The organism is Candidatus Omnitrophota bacterium (genome assembly GCA_018894435.1).
Classification (GTDB): Bacteria; Omnitrophota; Gorgyraeia; order JAHIPI01; family JAHIPI01; genus JAHIPI01.
In genome coordinates, this window is the sequence record JAHIPI010000040.1 from 15,636 (window position 1) to 38,047 (window position 22,412).

Sequence of the window (22,412 nt, forward strand, 5' to 3'; positions counted from 1 at the left end):
ACATGTACAGGATAAATTACAGGAAAAATTTTGACCTTTTTTTAATAATATTACCGCTTATTATAGTTTCGGCGGGGCTTCTTTTCCTTTATAGCGCTTCGCACGGAATATATGAGTCTAATGGCACGAATTTTGCTCATCGCCAGGCCATGTGGCTCTTAGCGGGCATTGTTATGCTCGTAATCATAGTCAATATGGATTTCCGCCGCATATTGGACTGGTCGTATCTCTGTTATGGTATTATGGCCCTGATGCTCTTAGTGCTCCTTTTTGCGGGCGGCGCGCGCATGGGTGCAAAAAGGTGGTTCAGCATAGGATGGCTTACTTTTCAGCCATCCGAATTCGCAAAGATAATACTCATAATGGTATTGGCGTTTTATATCGGAAATAACAGGCACGCTATCCGGACAATAAAAGGGCTTATCACGCCGTTTCTATTGGCCGGCGTCCTTTTTTTATTGATAATTAAAGAGCCGGACCTTGGGAGCGCTCTCATATTGCTCGCGATATTATTTATCATGCTTCTCGTCTCTGAGATGCCGGTAAAATATATGGCTGGATTGGTCATAGCCGGCGTTGCCTCTTCGCCATTTTTGTGGAATTTTCTTAAGGAATACCAGAAAAGGCGGTTGCTCGTATTCATAAATCCCAATATGGATCCGCTCGGAGCGGGGTACACTATAATACAGTCGAAAATAGCGATAGGTTCCGGCGGATTGTTCGGCCGCGGCTTTTTAGGCGGGACGCAGAATCAGCTTAATTTTCTGCCGGAGAGCCATACCGACTTCATATTTGCCGTAATAGGCGAAGAATGGGGATTTGCCGGCGTGCTCCTGGTCGTATTTTTATTTGTGTTTCTCATAAGCCGCATCCTTTCGGTAGCCGAAAGGACGAACGATTTCTACGGTAAATTAGTCGTAATGGGCGTAGCCGGTATGCTGGCATTTCAGGTGATCGTCAATATAGCTATGACAGTGGGCCTTATGCCGGTGGTGGGCATACCGCTGCCATTTGTAAGCTATGGCGGCTCAAGCCTGATTATGAATTTCATCGCCATCGCGTTAGTCATAAATATCGATATGCACCGCACCCTTTTTTAATAATATGGATAAAAAATACGAAGAACTGCTGCAATATGTGGAACGGCCGGCGAGATATATCGGCGGCGAAATCAATTCCATAGTCAAAGACTGGGAAAGCGCCGATTTGAAAGTGGCGCTGGCCTTTCCGGATATTTATGACATAGGGATGAGCCATCTCGGCATCAAGATCTTATATCACCTTCTCAACTCCAGAGATAATATTTTGTGCGAAAGAGCATTTGCGCCGTGGCACGATATGGAAAAGTTATTGAGAAGCGAAAACCTACCTCTTGTCAGCCTGGAAAATAATAAGCCCTTATCTGAATTTGATATAGTCGGTTTTTCCCTCGCGCACGAACTCAATTATACAAATTTGTTAAACATGCTTGATATGTCGGGTATTCCGCTTAAAACGCAGGATAGAAACGAGAGCCACCCTTTAATAATAGCCGGAGGCCCGTCAGCATTTAATCCCGAACCGATGGCGGATTTCATAGACCTCTTTTTGATAGGCGACGGCGAAGAAGCGGTTTTGGAAATAGCAGAAAAGTATATTGCCGCAAAGAAAGCGGGAAAAGGCGCGAGGAAGGACCTGTTAAGGGAATTTGCCGGCATAGAAGGAGTATATATTCCGGGCTTTTACAAGGCGTCCTACAAAGAAGGAATATTTTCGGAGCTTATTTCGCTAGAAAAGGATGCCCCGCTTTTCATAAAAAAGAGGACGTCAAAAGACCTGGAGAAATGTTTCTATCCCGCCAGGCAGATAGTTTCATATATTCCATTAGTGCACGATCGCATAAGCCTTGAGATAATGCGCGGATGCCCGCACAGCTGCAGGTTTTGCCAGGCGACCACGATCTATTCGCCCCTCAGGCTGCGTTCTAAAGATTCGATATTAGAAATCTGCAGTAAGACATATTCTTTTACGGGCCATGATGAAATATCGCTCCTCTCGCTTTCTACGGGCGATTATCCCGGCATAGCAGACCTGGCGGCTAAATTGGTATCACGCTTTAAATCCCAAGGGGTAAGCATATCGTTTCCTTCACTGCGCGTCGAAGACAGTATAAAGAGCCTGCCTTCCATTATACAAAAGATAAAAAAGACAGGCCTTACATTTGCCCCGGAAGCCGCGAGCGCCCGACTGCGAAAGTTTATAAACAAGAATATTGATATCGAGAAACTTTTGTCGGCCGCAAAAAGATCGCGCGAACTGGGATGGCGGAAGATAAAATTATATTTTATGATAGGCCTCCCCGGCGAAACAGACGCTGATATAGACGCGATAACGGAGTTAGCTTATGAGATATTGGGCCAGAGAGATAAGGGCGGGATGAGTTTTTTGGAGATAGTTTTGAGCGTATCCTCGTTTATACCTAAAGCGCATACAGCTTTTCAATGGGAAGCGATAGCGCCAAAGGAGGATTTGATGGGAAAAATTTCACGCCTGCGAAGGAATATAAGGACAAAAAAGATAAAATTGAACACCCACGGCGTAGATATGAGTGTTTTAGAAGCGCTTTTTTCCCGCGGCGACAGGAGGCTTGCTTTTCTTGTCGAATCGGCATTTAAGAAAGGCGCGCGTTTTGATAATTGGAAGGATATCTTTGACAATAATACTTGGCAGTCAGCCATAAGGGAATGCGGCGTGGATGTAGAGGCATATTTAAAGGAGCGAAGCTATTCTGAACCTCTTGCCTGGGACCATATAAGTTCGGGGATAAGCAAGGAAGCCCTTATAAAAGATAGTATCTTGGCGCACAAAGATACTGGTTCCCTCGCCTGTGCCCCATAGCCCATATCGCCGTATACATCAATATATTGACAATTATATTAGGATAATGTATACTTGGGAGAACTGCCGAAGCTAACTTAGATCCTTCTCCGCCTTTGGCGGATCAGGATCAATTCGCACTTATAACTTATGTCGCACCCATGAATATCATTGCTCCGTAAGTTATGTGCTCATTGAGGAGCCCTAAAATGGATTTTTTTAAAAAATTATCTCTTATTCCGCGCGGCCTCCGTTATAAACTTCTGATAGCTTTTTGCCTAATGTCCATAATCCCCCTTTTGGTTTCACTGTATATGGTGCGGGATTACATCTTTCCTCCAAAAGGAGATATTCTAAGCCTCTCGTGGGTGCTCTTCTTCTGCGTGGTCATCACTTTTTTGGGATTGGTCTTGGCTAAACAGATGGTGGAACCCGTTATAGAGATGGCTATAGAGACGCGGCGTATTGCCGACGGCGATGTAAGTCACAAGCTAGAGATACGCACCGAAGACGAAATAGGGGACCTCGGCCGTTCCATTAACGAGATTACGCTTAACATAAGGGGAAAGATAGAGGAGTTAAAACTTTACGGCGAAGAAACAAAACTAATGAATACCGAGATCCGCAAAAAAGTCCTTGTGCTCTCCAGCCTTCTTCAAATAGGTGAACATATCTCCAGTTTTGCGGAACTTGCGGATATCATGGACCTCATCACTGATAAAATATCCCATATAATCAATGCGGGATACGCAGTCCTTTTTCTTCAGAAACCGAACGATCCCACGACCCTTGAGGTCAATGCTTCCGCTAGTATTTCAAACGACAATCTCCGTCATCTTGAGATAAAAGTCGGTAAGGACCTTTTGGGAAGCGCCCTCATTAGCGGCATGCCGGTTTATTCCGACAGTAAAATAAAACCCTCAAAAGAGGTGCAGGATTTCCGGGAGGAAAATAATATAAAGAATTTCGCGGCGCTCCCCATAATATCGCGTAAAAAGGCGGTGGGGTTAATTTTGATAGGAAATGACGCCGAAGGTTTTGAATTTAAGGAAGATGACGCGGACGTCCTTAAGATATTTGCCAAGCAGGCCGCAATCGCCTATGAAAGCAGCATCTTGACAAAAAGGGCAAAGGAGCTGGAAATAAAAGACGACCTTACGGATCTCTATAACGAAAAATATATTGCCGAGCGCCTTGAGGAAGAGATAAGAAGGGCCGTTATTTGCCAACGGCCGTGTTCTTATATAGTCTTTAGTATAGACGACTTTGACAAATTCAGAACAGAAAACGGAGAATTGGCCACGGAAAAGGCGCTCAAAAAATTGGCATCAGCGTTTAATAGGCATGCTACAGAAATAGGAAGGGCTGCCCGCCTTTCCGGAGATTCCTTTGCGCTTTTGCTGCCCGAAAAGAATAAGCGCGAGGCATATAAGATCGCCGAAGATGTCAGAAGAGACGTGGAGAATATGGAACTGGAAAGCGAAAAGATAAGGCGCCTGACTATAAGCGGCGGGGTGAGCGAAAACCCCATAGACGGAATGAGCGCTGCCGAGTTGATGAGAAAAGCCGCCACAGGAGTGTCAGTAGCCAGAACGCAAGGTAAGAACAGAATAATCTAAAGCGTTTGCGATGACCCAATCCCTCGACGTTGCTCGGGATGGTTCGAGGGAATGGTGAGCGAAGTCGAACCAAAGACTAAAGACGGCGGCATGAGACGAGAGGGGGTCAGACCCTCAGCAATGTGTAGTTAACATAACGAGGGTCTGACCCCGATAACACGCAAGGAGTAAGAATGAAAACCGATATGAACGCGCTTCTTGAAATATTGATCGCAAAAGGGGCATCCGACCTGCACCTCTCCGTAAATTCGCCGCCCAAAATAAGAATAGACGAGAGACTGGTAAATGCAACGAACGATATTCTATATCCTGAAGACACGAAAAATCTTGCCTATAGCATTCTGTCAAAGGAGCAGATAGCTATTTTTGAGAAGAACAAGGAGCTGGACCTCTCCTTTGAGCTTCCGAAAAAAGGAAGGTTCAGGGTAAATATCTTTCTCCAGAGGGGAAGTGTAGGAGTAGCCATAAGGATGATACCTTATGATATAATGAGTTTTGAGGAATGCGGCCTTCCGGTAGATGTCGTTACTTCTTTCTGCAGAAAACCTAAAGGGCTCGTACTTGTTACCGGTGCTACAGGCCATGGAAAATCCACCTCTTTGGCATCCATGATAGATTTTATAAACAAAGAGCGCGATTGCCACATAGTGACGATAGAGGATCCGATAGAATTTGTGCATAGCAATAAAAAGGCGATAATAGACCAAAGAGAGGTCCATTACGATACCTATTCATTCGGCTCTGCCCTTAAACACGTCCTTCGCCAGGATCCGGATGTCATACTAATAGGCGAAATGAGGGACCTTGAGACGATAGAAGCTGCGCTCATAATAGCTGAAACGGGCCATCTTGTATTCGCGACATTGCATACATCCGACAGCATCCAGACGATCAATAGGATTATAGACGTTTTTCCGTCTCATCAGCAGCAGCAGATACGCACGCAGCTCTCTTTTGTGCTTTTGGGTGTACTTTCGCAGCAATTGGTGCCAAAAAAGACGCTGTCCGGACGAGTGCTCGCTACGGAGGTTCTGATAATAACGCCTGCCGTTCGTTCTCTAATAAGAGAATCGAAAGTCCATCAGATGTATTCCAGCATACAGACCGGACTGAAAGAAGGCATGCGCACAATGAACCAGTCATTGTACGAATTACATAAGAACGGCCTTGTAAGTTACGAGGAATGCTTTGCAAGGACGCTTGACACTGAAGATCTTGGAAGGCTGTTCAAAAAATAAGAGGAAGGCGCTAAGGAGATTATGCTGCCCGGAAAAAGAGTGATATCAAAACAATTGGGAGACCTTCTCATGGAGAGGGGCTTAATAACTAAGGAAGGCTTGGAGAAGGCCCTTAAGATACAGAAGGAAAAAGGCGGGCTCTTAGGCGATATACTTGTGAGTATGGGGTGCACCACGGAAGAACAGATAGCCCAAGCCATTACGGTTCAGTATGGTTTCCCTTATTTACCTTTAGTCAGTTATGAAATAGAGACTAGGATTGTAGACATGATATCGGAAAACGTTGCAAGGCAATATTGCCTCATAGGTGTGGATAAAATAGGTGATACGCTTACTATAGCAATGGCAAACCCTCTTAATACGCAGGCAATAGAGGACATAGAGATGATATCGGGCTCACGGGTGCAGATATTTGTCAGCACGACGACTGATATCAAAAATGCAATCGATAAGTACTATAAGAAAAAAGTAAAATAGCTATCAGCTGAAAGCTGACAGCTGATAGCTGAAAGCTATAAATGGCCTTATCATTAAAAGAACGCCTTAATAAGATATTGCTTGAGAAGGGGCTTATTACCGCCGAGAAGCTCAAAGAAGCGATTGGAATGCAGAGGGAAAAAGGCGGTAAGCTCAGCGATATTTTAATCAATAACGGCCTTATCGACAGAAAAGACCTCATGGTTGTGCTCAGCGAGGAGCTGGGCATCCCTCCGATAAACCTCTCCCGCTACAAAATAGACCCGTCGTTAATACAATTAGTCCCGCGTAAATTCGCATACCGCTACAAGATGCTCCCGATTTCCAGGATGGGCAACCTTCTTACGGTGGCAATGGCCGATCCGTTGAATATATTCGCAGTAGATGAAATAAAAACGCTTACCGGTTTTCAGATAGGCATACTTATTACTACTGATAAGGATATGGACGAAGCCATCGACCAATATTACGGCGAAAGCGCGCACGAAGCGATAGAAGAGATCATGGAGGGCATGGATAAAGTCGGCAGGATAGAAATGGTGGAAGAAGGCGCCGAAACGAAGAAAGCGGATTCTACCGACCTCGTCCGAATGACCCAAGAGACGCCCGTCGTCGCAATAACAAATCTGCTTCTTTCCGAGGCGGTGAAGATGAGGGCGAGCGATATATTAATAGAGCCCATGGAGCGGGTTTTGCGGGTGAGGTATCGCGTAGACGGCATGCTTAAAGAGGCAAAGAATCCGCCGCGGTCCATGCACGAAGCCATTGTATCAAGGTTAAAGGTCATGTCAAATCTTAATATTTCGGAGCGCCGTCTGCCGCAGGACGGAAGATTTAAAATAAGGATACAGAATAGAGAAGTGGATTTCAGGATATCCGTTCTTCCGTCGAGCGAAGGCGAAAAGGCGGCCATGAGGATCCTTGATAAAAGCCAGGCGATGCTTGATGTAAATAAGCTTGGCTTTGAAGATGCGCCCCTCAATGATTTAAAAAGAGAAGCCGAGAGGCCTCACGGCATGATATTAGTTTGCGGGCCTACGGGTTGCGGCAAGACGACCACACTTTATTCCATATTAAAAAATATCGATTCACCGGAAAAAAATATAGTGACGGTAGAAGATCCGGTGGAATACGATCTGTACGGGATAAACCAGGTATCAATACGGCCGGAAATAGGCCTGACATTCGCGAAATCCTTAAGAAGCATCTTAAGGCAGGATCCCGACGTAATAATGGTCGGGGAGATAAGGGATTTTGATACCGCGGATATTGCCATCAAATCGGCGCTTACGGGCCATTTGGTCTTAAGCACCCTCCATACGACGACTGCGCCGGGGGCGGTTATCAGGCTTGTGAATATGGGAGTAGAACCTTTTTTGATAACGTCTTCGGTGGTACTTGTCGGGGCTCAGCGCCTTGCAAGAAAAATATGCCCAAACTGTAAAGAGGAATACAAAATAGATAAGGCTGCGATAGAGAGATGCAATATTCAGGTAAGCGGGGAGCCTCTATTTTACCGCGGAAAAGGATGCAAGAATTGTATTAATACCGGATATAAAGGAAGAGTGGGCCTTATGGAGACACTCGTCCTGACCCCAAAAATAAAGACATTGATAGCAAATAGGGCCCAGGAATATCAGATAAAAGAGGCGGCACGGCAAGAGGGCATGGTTACTTTAAGAGAGAACGGTCTCAAGAAAGTACTGGCCGGTATTACGACATGGGAAGAAGTCATCAGGTTGACGACCGGCGACCAGGACATGGATACGGTGTAACAAATGGCAAAATCGCTTAAAGACAGACTAGTGGAAGTACTCCTGGACAGCAAGCTCATCACCAAAGAGCAGCTTGACAAGGCGCTTAAGATGCAGAAGAAGGAGAAGTCCAATATAGGCGAGGTCCTGGTAAAAGAGGGCTTTATTACCCAAAAGGACCTGATGATAATACTGAGCCGCGAGCTCAATATCCCGCCGATGAATCTCGCGAGATACAAGATCAGTCCCGATGTCATAAAACTCATACCCGAACGGATCGCAAAGCAGTATCATCTTCTTCCGGTGGCAATATTAGGCAATACCCTTACTTTGGCAATGAGCGACCCGCTCAATATATTCGCTATAGACGACATAAGAATGCTTACCAAGTTTGACATTGATCCGGTACTTGCCACAGAGAGTGATATAAAGGAAGCGATAAATATTTATTACGGTACCGCAAGCACGGAAATGTCGCAGATATTGGAGGATGCGAAAGAAAAGGAAGGAGAGTTAGAAGTAGTAGAGCACGAAGATATAGATATATCCCGCCTTACCGAAGAAAGCAAAAAAGCGCCCATAGTCAAAATGGTGGACCTTATGCTGGCGGAGGCGTTGAAAAAACGCGCGAGCGATATCCATATAGAACCGTGTGAGCGCGAATTGCGGATACGATACAGGATCGACGGCGCGCTTCATGAAGCCCTGACGCTTCCCAAGAAGAATCAAAATGCCGTATTGGCCAGATTGAAAATAATGTCAAAACTGGATATAACCGAGTCCCGGCTTCCTCAGGACGGAAGATTTAAGATACGCCTTGAAGGAAGAGAAGTGGATTTCAGGGTCTCTGTCCTACCCGTCTCCTACGGAAGCAAGGTGGTGCTGAGGGCACTTGATAAAAGCAGCTTGGGCGTCGGACTTGATAAATTGGGTTTTCTTAAAGAAGAACTCGAGAGGTTTGAAGAGGGCCTCAAGAGGCCTTATGGCATGTTGCTTCTCACGGGACCGACGGGATGCGGCAAATCTACGACTCTTTATTCTATACTTAACAAACTTAATACACCGGAGAAGAATATCATAACAGTCGAAGACCCCGTGGAGTATCAGGTCGAAGGAATTACGCAAATTCCCGTCAACGCCGATATCGGGCTTACTTTTTCAGCAGGCTTAAGAGGGCTTCTAAGGCAGAGTCCGGATATTATAATGGTGGGAGAAATAAGGGATTTCGAAACGGCGGACATAGCCATTAAGGCATCTTTAACGGGCGAACTTGTGCTGAGTACTTTGCATACTAATGACGCGCCCGGCGCTATTACGCGATTGATCGATATGGGGGTAGAGCCGTTTCTCGTTGCTTCAAGTATCGTCCTTACAGCCGCGCAGAGGTTATGCAGGCGTATATGTCCGCACTGTAAAGAAGAAGCGGATATACCTATGGCCGTACTGGAGAGAGTATGGATTAATAAGGCAGAAATGGATAAGCTGAAAGGAAAGAAGTTCTTCAAGGGCCGCGGCTGTCCCAAATGTAATAATACGGGTTACTACGGCCGGATGGGGACATTGGAAGTCCTTATAATAGACGATGCTATAAGAGACATGATTATAAAATGCGTCCCGGCTGATCAATTAAAGGACTATGCCGTTAAACACGGTATGTCCACATTGAGGGATAACGCGCTTAAAAAGTTTATTAACGGCGATACGACGCTGGAGGAAGTGCTGAGGATTACGACGGTAGAATAGGGCAGTTAGGAGGGTAACATGGCATTATACAAGTATGTCGCGAAGAATACAAGCGGTCAGACCGTAACAGGGGTCTTAGATGCTCCGGACAGGGCCCTTTTAATCGGCAAGCTGAGAGAAAAAGATCTTGTCATAGTCTCTATTGCGGAAGCAAAGACGAGCATAACGCAACAGGGCGGGTTTTTTCAGCGTAGATCTGTAAATATAGATGATATGGTCATATTTTCGAGGCAGCTTGCCACTATGGTAGATGCGGGTATTCCCCTTGTCGGCGCGCTTGACATATTGGGCGAACAGATGGAGAACAAGACTTTTTCGGAGGTCATTTTGAATGTGAGGGATAATGTGGAGACGGGCTCAAGCCTCTCCGAGGCACTTTCAAAATATCCGAAGACATTCTCCACCCTATTCGTGAATATGGTGAAGGCCGGCGAATCAAGCGGTATGTTAGACGAGATACTGGACAGGGTGGCGACTTATCTGGAAAAGACGAGCATACTGCAGAGAAAGATAAAATCGGCATTGATATACCCCGCGGTTATAACTTTCATGGCCATAGTCATTACAATTATTCTCCTTGTTAAAGTCATACCGGTCTTTAAAGATATATTCGCCGGTTTCGGCGCGGCATTGCCCCGCCCGACTCAGGTCTTGATTGATTTAAGCGATTTTTTGCGTAAGTATTTCTTTTTCGGCGTTGGCTTTCTAGTAATTATGATTTTTCTCCTTATTCGGTATATAAATACCGAAAAAGGGCGCCTCAGATTCGATACCATAACGCTTACCATGCCCATATTCGGGATACTTCTTCGCAAAGTCGCGGTCAGCAAATTTACGCGCACCCTCTCCACCCTCGTAAAAAGCGGTGTGCCCATTTTGAGCTCGCTTGAGATAGTCGGCAAAACATCGGGCAATAAGCTTATAGAAAAGGCAGTGGTAAGTATAAGGTCCAGCATAAGGGAGGGGGAAAATATAGCAGAGCCGCTTGCTAAAAGTAAGGTATTCCCACCCATGGTCGTCAGGATGATTTCGGTAGGGGAGCAAACGGGCGAGCTTGAAAAGATGCTCTCAAAGATAGCTGACTTCTACGACGCGCAGGTAGATGCCGCTGTCACCGGCCTGACAAGCATGATAGAGCCCCTGATCATTGCCTTTTTGGGCATAGTAATCGGCACAATCGTTATCTGTATGTTCCTGCCAATATTCAAGATATCGACGATTATAAATATGTAACACAATAGTTTGGGTATCAGGGTATTCGGTTGTCCGGATATTCGGGGTATTGATTTTTTTAGCTTTGTATGGTATACTATTATGGTACATGATACAAGTTAGGCGATGAAACAGGTGCCAATTCTGAAGTGGGTTATCATAAATACCTCCCATAGAGGCGGCGGCCAAATCACCGGACTGTATCGAGCCATCCAGGCAATGAAGGGAGGATGATGTAAAATGTTATGGCTAAATAGGAAAGGTTTTACGCTCGTTGAAATTATGATAGTTGTCGCAATTATAGGTTTATTGGCGGCTATAGCTATTCCTAACTTCGTGAAAGCCAGAGAGACGGCGCAGGCCAATGCCTGTATCAATAACATGAGGCAGATAGAGTCCGCGAAGGAGCAATGGGCGCTTGAGAAAGGCAAGACCACAGGCGATGTTGTTGTTGATGCCGAGGCTGCGCTTTATATCAAGGGCGGTATGCCTACTTGCCCAGCAGCTGGTACGTATACTGTTGGTGTCGTTGGCACTGATGTTATTTGCTCACTTGCAGCAAAGGGCCACGTATTGCCGTAATCGTTAGTTAGTAATAGTCGGCTAATTGCGAGTATTGTAAGTGAAAGAGCGATAGGTTGGTATTTACCTGTCGCTCTTTTTTTAAGAAAAGTCAATATCCCTTGACAAAAGTAGTTATGTATGGTATTTATTAAGTGATAATAATTTACTGTAATTATACTTCTATAAAGGCGTTGAAAGCCGAAAGAATGTTGACTGTAAAAAATAAAGCAGGTTACACGTTAGTCGAGCTGATGATCGCGGTCATAATCATCGGCGTTTTAGCAAGCATAGCTTTACCCAATTATTATAAAACGCGAATCGGTACCAGAAAAGGCATCTGCATGAATAACCTGCGCCAGATAGAAGCGGCGGTCGATAGATGGGTATTTGAGAACGATATCGACGAGGGTTATTCGGTCACTCAGGGCGACGAAGACGAGATCTATGTCTACCTAAAGAACGGTAAACCCGAGTGCCCCGCCCGCGGGATTTACACAATAAGCGCGATAGGTACCTATCCGCAGATTAGTTGCAGTGTAGAAGGTCACGTACTAGCGCAATAATTTTTATAACGTTCTTAAAACGGCATAAGCGTGGAAATAAATAGAAACGCGTTTGTAAAAGGTGCACTCATTTTACCGCAAAATTCATGTCCGGGTTCCGAGTAAATCAAAATCATTTAAGGTGAGGGATGGGTCTATTCAGCGCATTTATTAAAACAGGCAAAGATCATATAGGCATAGATATTGGCTCTCATTCTGTCAAGACGGTGGAGCTTGTTAAGGAAAAGGACATCTTTCGGATAAAGAATATGGGCTACGCAAGGGTAAAGAAGGCAAATTCTGCGGAAAGTCTCTTGGAAGCGATAAGCGAATCGGTCTCTATGGCCAAGATAGCGCCCAATAAGGATGTTAATGTTGCGATATCCGGCTCGTCTGTAGTGGTGCGTTTCATAGAGCTGCCGCGCATGAATGAGGACGAGCTTAAGAACGCGATAATTTTTGAAGCTGAAAAATATATACCCTTTAGCGTGAATGACGTAATAATAGACCATCAACTTATTATTCCGCATTTAGCGGATAATAAGATGCTGGTGCTCCTCATAGCGGCAAAGAAAGATGTTATTAATGAAAGGCTGGAAATTATAAATAAGGCCGGTTTATCAGTCAACATTATAGACGTGGTATCCCTTGCCGGCGTGAATGCATTTTTGACTACGGCTGGGCGCAAAAAGGATGAAGTGGCTGCTATCATTAACGTGGGCGCAAAGGGGACCGATATAAGCATAGTTTCGGACGACACTTTGTATTTTACCCGAAGTGTGCAGATAGGCGGGAACGATCTTACAAAAGCGCTTTCGGATTCTTTATCATTGGGCCAGAAGGAAGCGGAAGAGCTCAAGGTAAACCCCGGCGAGAGAGCCCGAGAGGTAAGCGAATGCGTAAAGACGGTGCTCTATACTATTGCCGATGAGATACGCCTTTCATTCAGCTATTATGAAAACCAGTCCGGGCGAAATATAGGAAGGATTTATCTGAGCGGTGGTACGGCGAAGGGCATGAATATCGGCGATATACTGCATGAACGCCTGGATGTGGACGTAGAACTATGGGAACCTAGTGTATCTATGGCGATGGAGAGCCCCATTAAAAAAGAGTTGGCGGATTCGCTAAAATATCAGATGAGCACGGCAATAGGCCTTGCTCTAAGGCGATAATCATATGATAGAGATCAATTTACTGCCTCATGAAATCAAAAGGAAGAGAAGAAAGATAGAGCTTCCTGATATATCTTTCCTGCCTGTGCTCGCCGGCTTTCTGGGGGTTATAATCATAATCCATCTCTTTGTCGGGCTTATGGTGGCAATGAAAGCCAAGACCTTCAAAGGGCTTGAGCGAAAATGGCAGTCTGTTTTACCAAACAAGGAGGAAGCGGATAATATAAAGGCGGAACTTACCAGCACGAGGACTAAAATAGACACCATAGACAAGCTTATAGAAACGAGACGCAGTTGGGCGGTCAGGCTTAATGATATCAGTGATTCTATGATACCCGGCGTATGGCTTAATAAGCTCTGGCTGGAGAAGCGGGTTATTATACAGGAAGCGTCGTCGGCAAAAATCAATTCCGGAGAAGGCGCCGCTAAAGCAGCGAAAGAACCCAAAAAGACGATAATAAGGACTTTGCATTTAAACGGCAGCGTTATTGCCGGAGGCGGGGAAGAGACTGCCGTTATCGGTAAATTTATAAGAAGCCTTAAAGATAACAAGAATTTTATGCCGGATTTCAGCGATATAGAATCGGCCTCAATACAGCGGACTAAATTGAAGGACGCGGAAGTAATGGACTTCGAGCTTATTTGCTATTTTAAATAGAAATAGCTCTCAGCCATCAGCTCTCAGCTATCAGCTGAAAGCTGACGACTGAAAGCTGAAAGCTGAAAATGGACATGGATTTTTTGAAAAAAGCAAAGAAGAACGAAATATTAGCCCTTACCGGATTAATATGCGCCGGCATACTCGTGGGCTATTTTCTGCTTTTCTTGAATCCGATGCTGTCAAAGTTATTTGACGTTTCGCGCAAAGTCGCCAAGCTGCAAAGCGATCTTTCCATCGCGGAACTATCTATAGACAGCATGCCTAAGATGAAAAAAGAGATAGCCGACCTAAAAAATAAGGCGTTAAGCTATATTAATAAACTTCCAAAAGAAGAGGAGCTGCCGGCGCTTCTGGAAAGCCTTTCTATGATGGCTCAGGGTGCGGATGTCAAGATAACGAAAATAGTGCCCATAAAAGATACAGAAGTTGTAAAAGACGCCAAAACTCCCAAGGCCAGTATATATGAGGAAAAGGGCATACTGGTACATGCGCAGTGCGGATACCACCAGTTAGGTACGTTTATCGCGCAGCTTGAAAATGCCGAGCGGTTTATGGATATATCCGACATCACTATAGAGAGTATTAGGACCACGCCTAAACGGCATAATGTCCAGCTTATAGTCAAGACGTTTGTCTTAAAGGATAAAACCAAATGAGAAAACAGGCAGCTTTAACGAGCGCAATTTTTTTTATTTTTCTCTTTCTCGTCCCTGCCGAAGGCCAGGTATATAAGTATTACAGTAAGGGCAAAAGAGACCCCTTTATACCCCTAGTAACCGGCGAAGTAAGGACAAGTTTGGGGCTACAGGCGGTGGAGGATATAGACGACGTAAGGTTAGAGGGCGTAATATTTGACCCTAACGGCAAATCCATAGTAGTGCTGAACGACGAGATCCTAAAGGAAGGGGATAAGATGTATAATGTGGAAGTGCTGAAGATTACTAAGGATTCAGTTACTATAAAGGTCCATGACAGGATGCATACGATCAGCCTGGTCGAGGAAGGAGGCAAGGAGAGTTGAAGAAAAAAATAATATTTTTAGGCGTCTTACTCACATTTTTTATAGCAATAAACGGAAATTTGCATTCCCGGGCCGAGGATGTAACCGGGGGTTCGTTTCTCACAGAGGCTCCCGCAATTGACGCAGAGAATGGCGCGGATGCGGCTCAGACAGGGCCGCCGGCCGACACACAAGCGGAACCGGAGATAGAGGCCTCAAAAGAAAAGTCCGAATATGATATGATGAGCGAAAGGATAGCCCCGGGAAACATAACGGTAGATTTCAAAGAAGCGGACATACGGACGGTGCTTCGCATTCTCTCCGAAAAAAGCGGGGTGAATATAGTGGCTAGTAAAGATGTTGCGGGAACGATAACCATTCGCTTAAATAACGTATATTGGGAAAAGGCGCTTGATATTATCTGCAAGAATTACGGCTATGCCTTTGAGCGGGACGGAAATATTATCAGGGTGACGACCGTAGAAAATTTGAAGCAGGAAGAATTGACCACGGAAGTCTTTTCCCTGAATTATGCAAATGCGGAAGATGTCGCAGTGGCCGTAGCGGAGATGCTTAGCTCGCGCGGCAAGGATAAAGTAAAGTTTGACGAGAGAACGAACGTATTGATAGTGACCGACATACCTACAAACCTCTATAAAATAAGGCAGGTTGTGGATAAGCTGGATAAGAGGACGCCGCAGGTCCTGATAGAAGCCAAGATTATAGAGACGACGCTTGTTGATACTGAAAATCTCGGGATAGACTGGACCGTGAAATTGTCGGCCTACGGTGCAAAGAGGCCGATAACGTTTCCGTTTACCGTATCAGGCACATTGTCTTATTTGGGCATACCAAAAGACATGTGGAATACTTTTATGCCGAGGGTCGAAGGTACTACCGACACGACAACCACCGGTTCAGGCGGGGTCACTGTTACCGATACAGATAGTTTTTTTCCTATTGAGTTGGGACAATTTAGGCAATGGAGCGATTCGCCGTTTCCCCTTACGGAGGCGGATCAATTTACGTTCGGCACGCTTGACTTTTCGCAATTTTCGCTTGTCCTTGAATATCTGAAATCGCGCCGGGATACTAATGTTCTTTCAAATCCGCGGATTGCCACATTGAATAACCAGGAAGCAAATATACTTGTCGGCACCATATTGGCTATACCGAAGTTTGAGAGAAACCCCGACACCGGCACGATGGAAGTGACGGGTTATACCGAAAAGGATCTCGGTATCAAGCTGAACGTAATACCGCATATAAACGCTTCGGGCGATATAGTGGTGGATCTCAGGCCTGAGATCTCTGATTTGCTCGGGTTTGATACGCTTGACGCGTCAAGGGGGCTGGTAGCGCCTAGATATTCAACGAGGGAGGCAACGACCCAGATAATGGTCAGGGACGGCGAGACTATTATGATAGGCGGTCTTATAAGAGAAAACACGGTCAATTACAAGAAGAAGGTTCCCTGGTTGGGAGACATACCCGTCCTGGGAAGGGCGCTGTTTACAAAGACGGAAGAAACCATTCAGAAGACGGAGCTGATCATATTTATGACTGTTCATCTAATAAATAGCGATACGTCCGATTTTGGCCTGGTTCCTTCTTCGGCTCTTGTTCCGATGCCCGCTAAGAAGTGATAAGAACGTGAAGTATTCGGCGGTAATCAGGTTTAAAAAGACGGGCATGATGAGGTACATATCCCACCTTGACCTTCTGAGATTATTCCAGAGGGCCTCCAGGAGAGCGGGCCTGCCGCTTTTTCTTACGGAAGGCTTCAATCCGCATCCGAAAATAAAGATCGAGCCTGCGCTTAAGCTGGGGCTGGAAGCCGACGACCTGCGCGCGGAAATCACCCTCACGCAATATATTTTGCCTAAGGATGTATCCGAAAAGCTCGGGAAAGAGCTGCCGCGCGGTATAGAAATTACAGAAGTAGAAGGAGATAAATCCAGATATGAAAAAAGAGATAATAGTTAACGCTACCCCGGAAGAGAGCAGGGTAGCAATTTTAAATAACGGAAGAATAGAGGAATATTATGTTGAAAGGACCTCGGCGCAGCGCCTGGTAAGCAGCGTCTACAAAGGCAAAGTTGAATCTATAATGGCGGGTATCGGCGCAGCTTTCGTAAATATAGGGCTTGAGAAAAACGGCTTTCTTTACGTGGATGATATTATCGAAGAAGGCGCCGCAAATATAGACATCTTGGAAGACGAGCTGGACGCGGATCATAAGAAAAGGGACGCTAACCTGCCGCGCCCGAAGATAACAGATATCTTAAAAAAGGGGCAGGAAGTGCTTGTGCAGGTAGTGAAAGAGCCCTTGGGCACGAAAGGCGCCAGACTTACGGCGCATGTTACTTTACCCGGAAGGTACATCGTCCTCATGGCTCACGATACGCATAAAGGCATCTCCAAAAAGATAAGCGACGCAAAGGAAAGAAAAAGGCTCAAGGCAATAATAGATGAGATCAATCTACCGAAGAATATAGGCGTCATCGTAAGGACTGCCGCGATAGGCCACACGAGGGAAGAATTGCGCCGGGAAGCGAGCTATCTTTACAATCTATATAGGCGCATAGAGAAAATCGCCTCGAGAAAATCGGCGCCGGCCCTGGTCAACGAGGAATACGGGCTTGTGCAGCGCGTGGCGCGGGACAACCTTGCCGAAGACGTAAGTTTCATGATCATAGATTCAAAAGTGGAATACCAAAAGACTTTAGCGCTTTTAAGGATGATGTCGCCAAAACTAAGGACAAAGCTGAAACTGCATACAGCTCCGCAGTCGATATTTGAAAAATTCAATATAGCCGGCGAAATAGAAAAAATATTCGATGCGAGAGTCAATCTTCCGTCAAAGGGATACATAATAATACAGCCGACCGAAGGGCTTGTCGCCATAGATGTGAATAGCGGCGGATTCTCAAGCCGCAACCCCGAAGAGACCTCCTACATAACAAACAAAGAGGCGGCTATCGAGATCGCAAGGCAGTTGAAGTTGAGGGATATGGGCGGCATAATAGTTATAGACTTCATAGACATGGAAGTGAGAGATCACCGGCAGTCAGCTATGCAGATTTTTCTTAACGCGCTTAAAAATGACAAGGCAAAGACAAAGGTACTCAATTTCTCAAGTATCGGGCTCGTGGAAATGACAAGGCAGAGAGTCAGGAAAAGCCTTGAAGGGGCGTCGCATAACACATGTCCGTACTGCGGAGGCAGAGGAACAGTAAAGTCGCTCGCGACCATGTCGATAGAATTATTAGGGCTTCTAGAGAAGAAGTTGAAGACAGAGCGTTACAAGAAGGTTCAGGTGGCTATAAACGCTGACCTCAAAGAATACCTGCTGCAAAATTATAAAAAAGCTATTAATAATGTTGGAAGAAATGCAAGATGCAATATTATTCTAAACGCCGATAGCCATCTGCATGTTGAAGATGTAAGGGTGAGTATTGGTTAGACTAACAGAAAGATTGCGCTAATATTGCCTTGACATAGTTATATGAATATGATATATTACAACTTCTTTGCGAGAAATAGTGGTCCCTCGAATGCTATTTTCATCGTGTTCTAGGGGCAAATTTTTGCACACAAAAATTTGGAGATCAAAATGGAGTATGCTATAGTAGAAGTAGGCGGCAATCAGTTTAAAGTCAAAAAAGGCGATGTCATAAAAGCCGGCAAATTTACCACGGATTCCAAAAAATCGGCCAAGATCAATAAGGTATTGTTATACTCGGACGGAAAGAGTGTGGAGATCGGCAGCCCCTATATAAAAGGCGCACATATCGCTTGCGATATCATAGGCGAGGAGAAGGCAAAAAAAGTAATCGCCTATAAATACAGGAGGCGCAAAAGTTCGAAATTTAAGAAGGGGCACCGCAGGAAACTCTTGGTTCTTAAAGTAAAAGATATCAGCATAAAGGGAGATTAGTATGGCACATAAAAAAGGATTAGGAAGTTCGCGCAACGGCCGCGACAGCAATGCCCAGCGTCTGGGCGTAAAGCTTTTTCATGGTCAATTGGTGACGGCCGGCAGCATAATTATCAGGCAGCGCGGTACAAAATTTAAGCCCGGCATGAATGTCGGCATAGGTTCTGACGATACCATTTTTGCCCTTAAGTCAGGTATGGTGGACTTTAGGAAGAACCGCGTCATTAATATAATCGTAAAATAATGTTTATTGACGAGGCCTGGATATACGTAAAGGCGGGCGCGGGCGGAGACGGCTGCCGGAGCTTTGAAAATATGCGCGGCAAGCGCTACGGCCGGCCGACCGGCGGTAACGGCGGAGAAGGCGGTAATATAGTCCTGGTAGCCGATAATAATAGAAATACCCTTGTCGAGTTTAAGTATAACAAACATTTCAAGGCCTCCTCCGGTAAGCACGGCGGTTCAAACAATAAGACGGGCGAGGACGGCGGAGATCAGATTCTGCGTGTCCCTCCCGGTACTGTAATAAGAGACAAAGGAACAACTTTAGTTTTACGCGATCTTAAAGAGGCTGGCGAAAAAGTAATAATAGCAAAAGGTGGTGCCGGCGGCAAAGGTAACAGCGTAAGACGAGATGCCACCCCCGGCGAAACAGGCGAAGAGAAGGAGCTCTATTTGGAGCTTAAGCTCGTCGCCGATATCGGAATCATAGGTTATCCCAATGCCGGAAAATCGACCCTTTTATCCAAAATAACCCACGCCAGGCCCAGAATAGCAAATTTTCCGTTTACTACAAAAAGTCCGATATTGGGCGTTGCCCGTGTGGGCGAATTTAGTTTTGTCATCGCAGATCTTCCGGGACTCATAGAAGGCGCTCATGCGGGCAGGGGCCTCGGTGACAGATTTCTCCGCCATATAGAGCGGACAAGAATACTTTTGCACCTTATCGACATGGCATCGATTGACGGCAGAGATCCCAATGACGATTTCGTCAAACTGAATAACGAGCTCACCCAGCATAGTGAGTACCTGAAGAAAAAGAATCAGATAGTAGTTGCCAATAAGATGGATATGGATGAGGCAAAAAAAAATCTCAAGCACTTTAAAGCTGCCCGCGGCAAAAAGATATATCAGATATCGGCGCTTACAGGGGAAGGCCTCGAGGATCTACTGAAGACAGCTGCAAAGGAACTGCGAAAATTACCAAGGATGGCGGAAATAAGTGGGTACTAAAATGGAAAACAACAAAAAGAAAGATCATATTTGTGTCGTAAAGATAGGGAGCTCTGTTTTGGCAAAAGATTCGGGCGGTATTGATGAAGACCGCATCAAGGATATAGCCGAACAGGTAGGAGCCGTACGCAAAAAAGGCCTTGCCGTAATATTAGTATCTTCGGGGGCTATAGCCGCTGGTATAAAGATCCTTAAGCTCGGCGCGCGCCCCGAGTCATTGCCGGATGTGCAGGCGTGCGCCGCAATAGGCCAGGCGGAAATGATGAAAAAATATGACGAGGCTTTTAGGCGAGTCGACCTTCTCGTTGCGCAGGTACTGCTTACGCAGGACGACATAAACGATAGAGAGCGCTATCTCAACGCCAGAAATACGCTGTTCGCATTATTGGCGCAGGATATTGTTATCCCTATAATAAACGAAAATGACACTGTATCGACGGAAGAGATAAAATTCGGCGATAATGACCGCCTTTCAAGCCTTGTAGCGAGCCTTATCGGAGCCGATAAACTTATAATAATGTCCGACGTAGACGGCCTTTACAAAATAGACCGGAAGGATAAGACGAAAAAGAGCGTCATGCGCAGAGTCGATGCCATAACCGATGAGATAGAGAGCCTTGTAATCGATGAGGCAAGCAAGTTTGGAGTCGGAGGTATGGCCAGCAAATTACAGGCGGCAAAAATAGTCACAAATGCCGGCATAGAATGCGTTATCTTAAACGGAAAAAAGAAAAACATACTTCTGGATTATTTTTCCGGAGAGGAAGTAGGGACAGTCTTCGTATCTAAACAGCCGAGGATAGGGGCGAGGAAGCGCTGGATAGCCTATTCACTGAAACCCGCCGGCACGGTAAAAGTGGATAATGGCGCAAAAGAAGTGCTTATAAAGAAAAATAGAAGCCTTCTTGCCTCGGGAATTATCGGGACGAGCGGAAAATTCGGCGCCGGTGACGCGGTAGGCATAACGGATGAGCATAATACGGAATTTGCCCGCGGCATCGCCAACTACTCTTCGTCGGATATTAATAAGATAATGGGGACGAACACCAAGGACATAGAGAAGATCCTGGGTTATAAATATAAGGACGAGGTTATCCATAGAGATGACCTGGTTATCTTGGAGAAAGTCTAAATTCATGGAACTGAAAAAAGAGATCTTAAAGATGGCGAGGACCGCGAAAGAAGCCGCGCTTATACTGGGCGACGCTTCTTCCGAGGAGAAAAATCGCGCGATACGGCTTATGGCGAAGAAGATAAAACTCAGCGCCTCTTATATATTGCGCGAGAATAAAAAAGACGTAAAGGCCGCCGAAAAGAAAAAGATGAAACCGGCCCTCATAGACCGGCTTGCGCTTAACGCCAAACGGATACAGGCCATGGTCTCATCTTTAGAAGAGGTAGCCAGGCTGGATGATGTAGTCGGCCAGATAATACAGGCGAGAAGAAGGCCCAACGGCCTCTTGATCGCCAAAGTACGTGTTCCCATAGGAGTAATAGGCATAATATATGAAGCGCGGCCCAATGTTACGGCGGACTGCGTCGGCTTATGCATAAAATCCGGCAATAGCGTCATATTAAAGGGCGGAAGCGAGGCGCTTAATTCTAATGCCGCCATATTTAAATGCCTTAGGGATGCGCTCTCGGGTACATCCATACCGAAAGAGGCGGTTCAGCTTATCATTTCAAAAGATAGAAATGCCGTGAAAGAACTTTTGAAGCTAAATAATTACATAGACCTTATTATGCCAAGAGGCGGAGAAGGCCTTATAAAAGAAGTTACGGAAAATTCCAGGATTCCCGTTATAAAGCACTATAAAGGCGTATGCCATGTATATGTAGATGAAGACGCGGACCTCAATATGGCGCACAAGATAGCGATGAACGCCAAGGTCCAGAGGCCCGGAGTCTGCAATGCGATGGAAACGCTTTTGGTCCACGCGGATGTTGTCGCGCGTTTTCTGCCGGGCATAAACCGCGATTTAAGGATTGCCGGGGTGGAGATCAGAGGTTGCAAAAAGACACAGGCCATATTAAAGGGTGTAAAGGCCGCCACAGAAGACGATTGGTATGAAGAGTACCTCGATCTTATATTGGCCGTGAAAGTTGTGGAGGGCCTTGATGAAGCGATAAGGCACATCAATAAATACGGCTCAGGCCATTCGGAGGCGATCGTTACCGATGACTACCGAAATGCCACAGAGTTTTTGGCGCGCGTAAACTCGGCCTGCGTTTATGTCAATGCCTCTACCAGATTTACCGACGGTTATGAGTTTGGCATGGGCGCGGAAATAGGAATAAGCACGGACAAGCTGCATGCGCGCGGCCCGATGGGGCTGGAAGAGCTTACCACCTACAAATATATAATATTAGGAAACGGCCAAGTCAGAGCATAGCGCGC

Annotated in this window: 22 protein-coding genes; all 22 read left to right on the forward strand. The window is 45.7% G+C overall.

Annotation, left to right across the window (positions count from 1 at the left end):
• Positions 1–2 precede the first annotated feature (2 nt).
• The 22 genes from rodA to KKI13_02970 all read left to right on the forward strand — a co-directional run bounded on the left by rodA (position 3) and on the right by KKI13_02970 (position 22,407).
• Positions 3–1,100 carry a rod shape-determining protein RodA gene (rodA, locus tag KKI13_02865; GenBank protein MBU4487994.1) on the forward strand — a complete coding sequence of 366 codons (1,098 nt, stop codon included), beginning with the start codon at positions 3–5 and terminating at the stop codon, positions 1,098–1,100.
• A 4-nt stretch (positions 1,101–1,104) separates the two neighbouring features.
• On the forward strand, positions 1,105–2,877 hold the full coding sequence (locus tag KKI13_02870) for a TIGR03960 family B12-binding radical SAM protein (protein MBU4487995.1): 1,773 nt from the start codon (positions 1,105–1,107) through the stop codon (positions 2,875–2,877).
• Between the two features lie 188 nt (positions 2,878–3,065).
• Positions 3,066–4,475, forward strand: coding sequence for a diguanylate cyclase (locus tag KKI13_02875; protein MBU4487996.1), 1,410 nt, complete (start codon positions 3,066–3,068; stop codon positions 4,473–4,475).
• 173 nt (positions 4,476–4,648) lie between these two features.
• Positions 4,649–5,713, forward strand: a complete 1,065-nt coding sequence (locus tag KKI13_02880) for a type IV pilus twitching motility protein PilT (GenBank protein MBU4487997.1) — start codon at positions 4,649–4,651, stop codon at positions 5,711–5,713.
• Between the two features lie 21 nt (positions 5,714–5,734).
• The gene (locus KKI13_02885) at positions 5,735–6,190 is read left to right on the forward strand and encodes a hypothetical protein (protein ID MBU4487998.1); all 456 of its coding nucleotides are present in this window, start codon (positions 5,735–5,737) and stop codon (positions 6,188–6,190) included.
• A 41-nt stretch (positions 6,191–6,231) separates the two neighbouring features.
• On the forward strand, positions 6,232–7,965 hold the full coding sequence (gene tadA / locus KKI13_02890; GenBank protein ID MBU4487999.1) for a Flp pilus assembly complex ATPase component TadA: 1,734 nt from the start codon (positions 6,232–6,234) through the stop codon (positions 7,963–7,965).
• A 3-nt stretch (positions 7,966–7,968) separates the two neighbouring features.
• Entirely contained in the window at positions 7,969–9,687 is a 1,719-nt protein-coding gene (gene tadA, locus KKI13_02895) for a Flp pilus assembly complex ATPase component TadA (protein MBU4488000.1), read from the forward strand.
• 18 nt (positions 9,688–9,705) lie between these two features.
• Positions 9,706–10,920: a type II secretion system F family protein gene (locus tag KKI13_02900; protein MBU4488001.1), complete on the forward strand. Its 1,215-nt coding sequence runs from the start codon at positions 9,706–9,708 to the stop codon at positions 10,918–10,920.
• 219 nt (positions 10,921–11,139) lie between these two features.
• Positions 11,140–11,481, forward strand: coding sequence for a prepilin-type N-terminal cleavage/methylation domain-containing protein (locus tag KKI13_02905; GenBank protein ID MBU4488002.1), 342 nt, complete (start codon positions 11,140–11,142; stop codon positions 11,479–11,481).
• Positions 11,482–11,615: 134 nt separating this feature from the next.
• Entirely contained in the window at positions 11,616–12,026 is a 411-nt protein-coding gene (locus KKI13_02910) for a prepilin-type N-terminal cleavage/methylation domain-containing protein (GenBank protein MBU4488003.1), read from the forward strand.
• Positions 12,027–12,154: 128 nt separating this feature from the next.
• Complete coding sequence (pilM, locus tag KKI13_02915) at positions 12,155–13,180, forward strand: type IV pilus assembly protein PilM (protein ID MBU4488004.1); 1,026 nt, start codon at positions 12,155–12,157, stop codon at positions 13,178–13,180.
• Positions 13,181–13,184: 4 nt separating this feature from the next.
• A complete protein-coding gene (locus tag KKI13_02920) occupies positions 13,185–13,838 on the forward strand; it encodes a hypothetical protein (protein ID MBU4488005.1) in 654 nt (217 codons plus the stop codon).
• 68 nt (positions 13,839–13,906) lie between these two features.
• The gene (locus KKI13_02925) at positions 13,907–14,497 is read left to right on the forward strand and encodes a type 4a pilus biogenesis protein PilO (GenBank protein ID MBU4488006.1); all 591 of its coding nucleotides are present in this window, start codon (positions 13,907–13,909) and stop codon (positions 14,495–14,497) included.
• Positions 14,494–14,862 (forward strand): hypothetical protein, encoded by a 369-nt coding sequence (locus KKI13_02930; protein ID MBU4488007.1) that lies wholly within the window; start codon positions 14,494–14,496, stop codon positions 14,860–14,862. Before KKI13_02925 ends, KKI13_02930 begins: the two co-directional genes overlap by 4 nt.
• Positions 14,859–16,487, forward strand: a complete 1,629-nt coding sequence (locus KKI13_02935) for a secretin and TonB N-terminal domain-containing protein (GenBank protein ID MBU4488008.1) — start codon at positions 14,859–14,861, stop codon at positions 16,485–16,487. Before KKI13_02930 ends, KKI13_02935 begins: the two co-directional genes overlap by 4 nt.
• A gap of 7 nt (positions 16,488–16,494) precedes the next feature.
• On the forward strand, positions 16,495–16,827 hold the full coding sequence (locus KKI13_02940) for a TIGR03936 family radical SAM-associated protein (GenBank protein MBU4488009.1): 333 nt from the start codon (positions 16,495–16,497) through the stop codon (positions 16,825–16,827).
• Entirely contained in the window at positions 16,805–18,307 is a 1,503-nt protein-coding gene (locus KKI13_02945) for an Rne/Rng family ribonuclease (GenBank protein MBU4488010.1), read from the forward strand. Before KKI13_02940 ends, KKI13_02945 begins: the two co-directional genes overlap by 23 nt.
• A 150-nt stretch (positions 18,308–18,457) precedes the next feature.
• The gene (gene rplU, locus KKI13_02950; protein MBU4488011.1) at positions 18,458–18,781 is read left to right on the forward strand and encodes a 50S ribosomal protein L21; all 324 of its coding nucleotides are present in this window, start codon (positions 18,458–18,460) and stop codon (positions 18,779–18,781) included.
• Position 18,782: 1 nt separating this feature from the next.
• Positions 18,783–19,025: a 50S ribosomal protein L27 gene (gene rpmA, locus KKI13_02955; protein MBU4488012.1), complete on the forward strand. Its 243-nt coding sequence runs from the start codon at positions 18,783–18,785 to the stop codon at positions 19,023–19,025.
• A complete protein-coding gene (obgE, locus tag KKI13_02960; GenBank protein MBU4488013.1) occupies positions 19,025–20,014 on the forward strand; it encodes a GTPase ObgE in 990 nt (329 codons plus the stop codon). Before rpmA ends, obgE begins: the two co-directional genes overlap by 1 nt.
• A gap of 1 nt (position 20,015) precedes the next feature.
• The gene (proB, locus tag KKI13_02965; protein MBU4488014.1) at positions 20,016–21,146 is read left to right on the forward strand and encodes a glutamate 5-kinase; all 1,131 of its coding nucleotides are present in this window, start codon (positions 20,016–20,018) and stop codon (positions 21,144–21,146) included.
• 4 nt (positions 21,147–21,150) lie between these two features.
• Positions 21,151–22,407, forward strand: a complete 1,257-nt coding sequence (locus tag KKI13_02970) for a glutamate-5-semialdehyde dehydrogenase (GenBank protein ID MBU4488015.1) — start codon at positions 21,151–21,153, stop codon at positions 22,405–22,407.
• Positions 22,408–22,412: the final 5 nt, after the last annotated feature.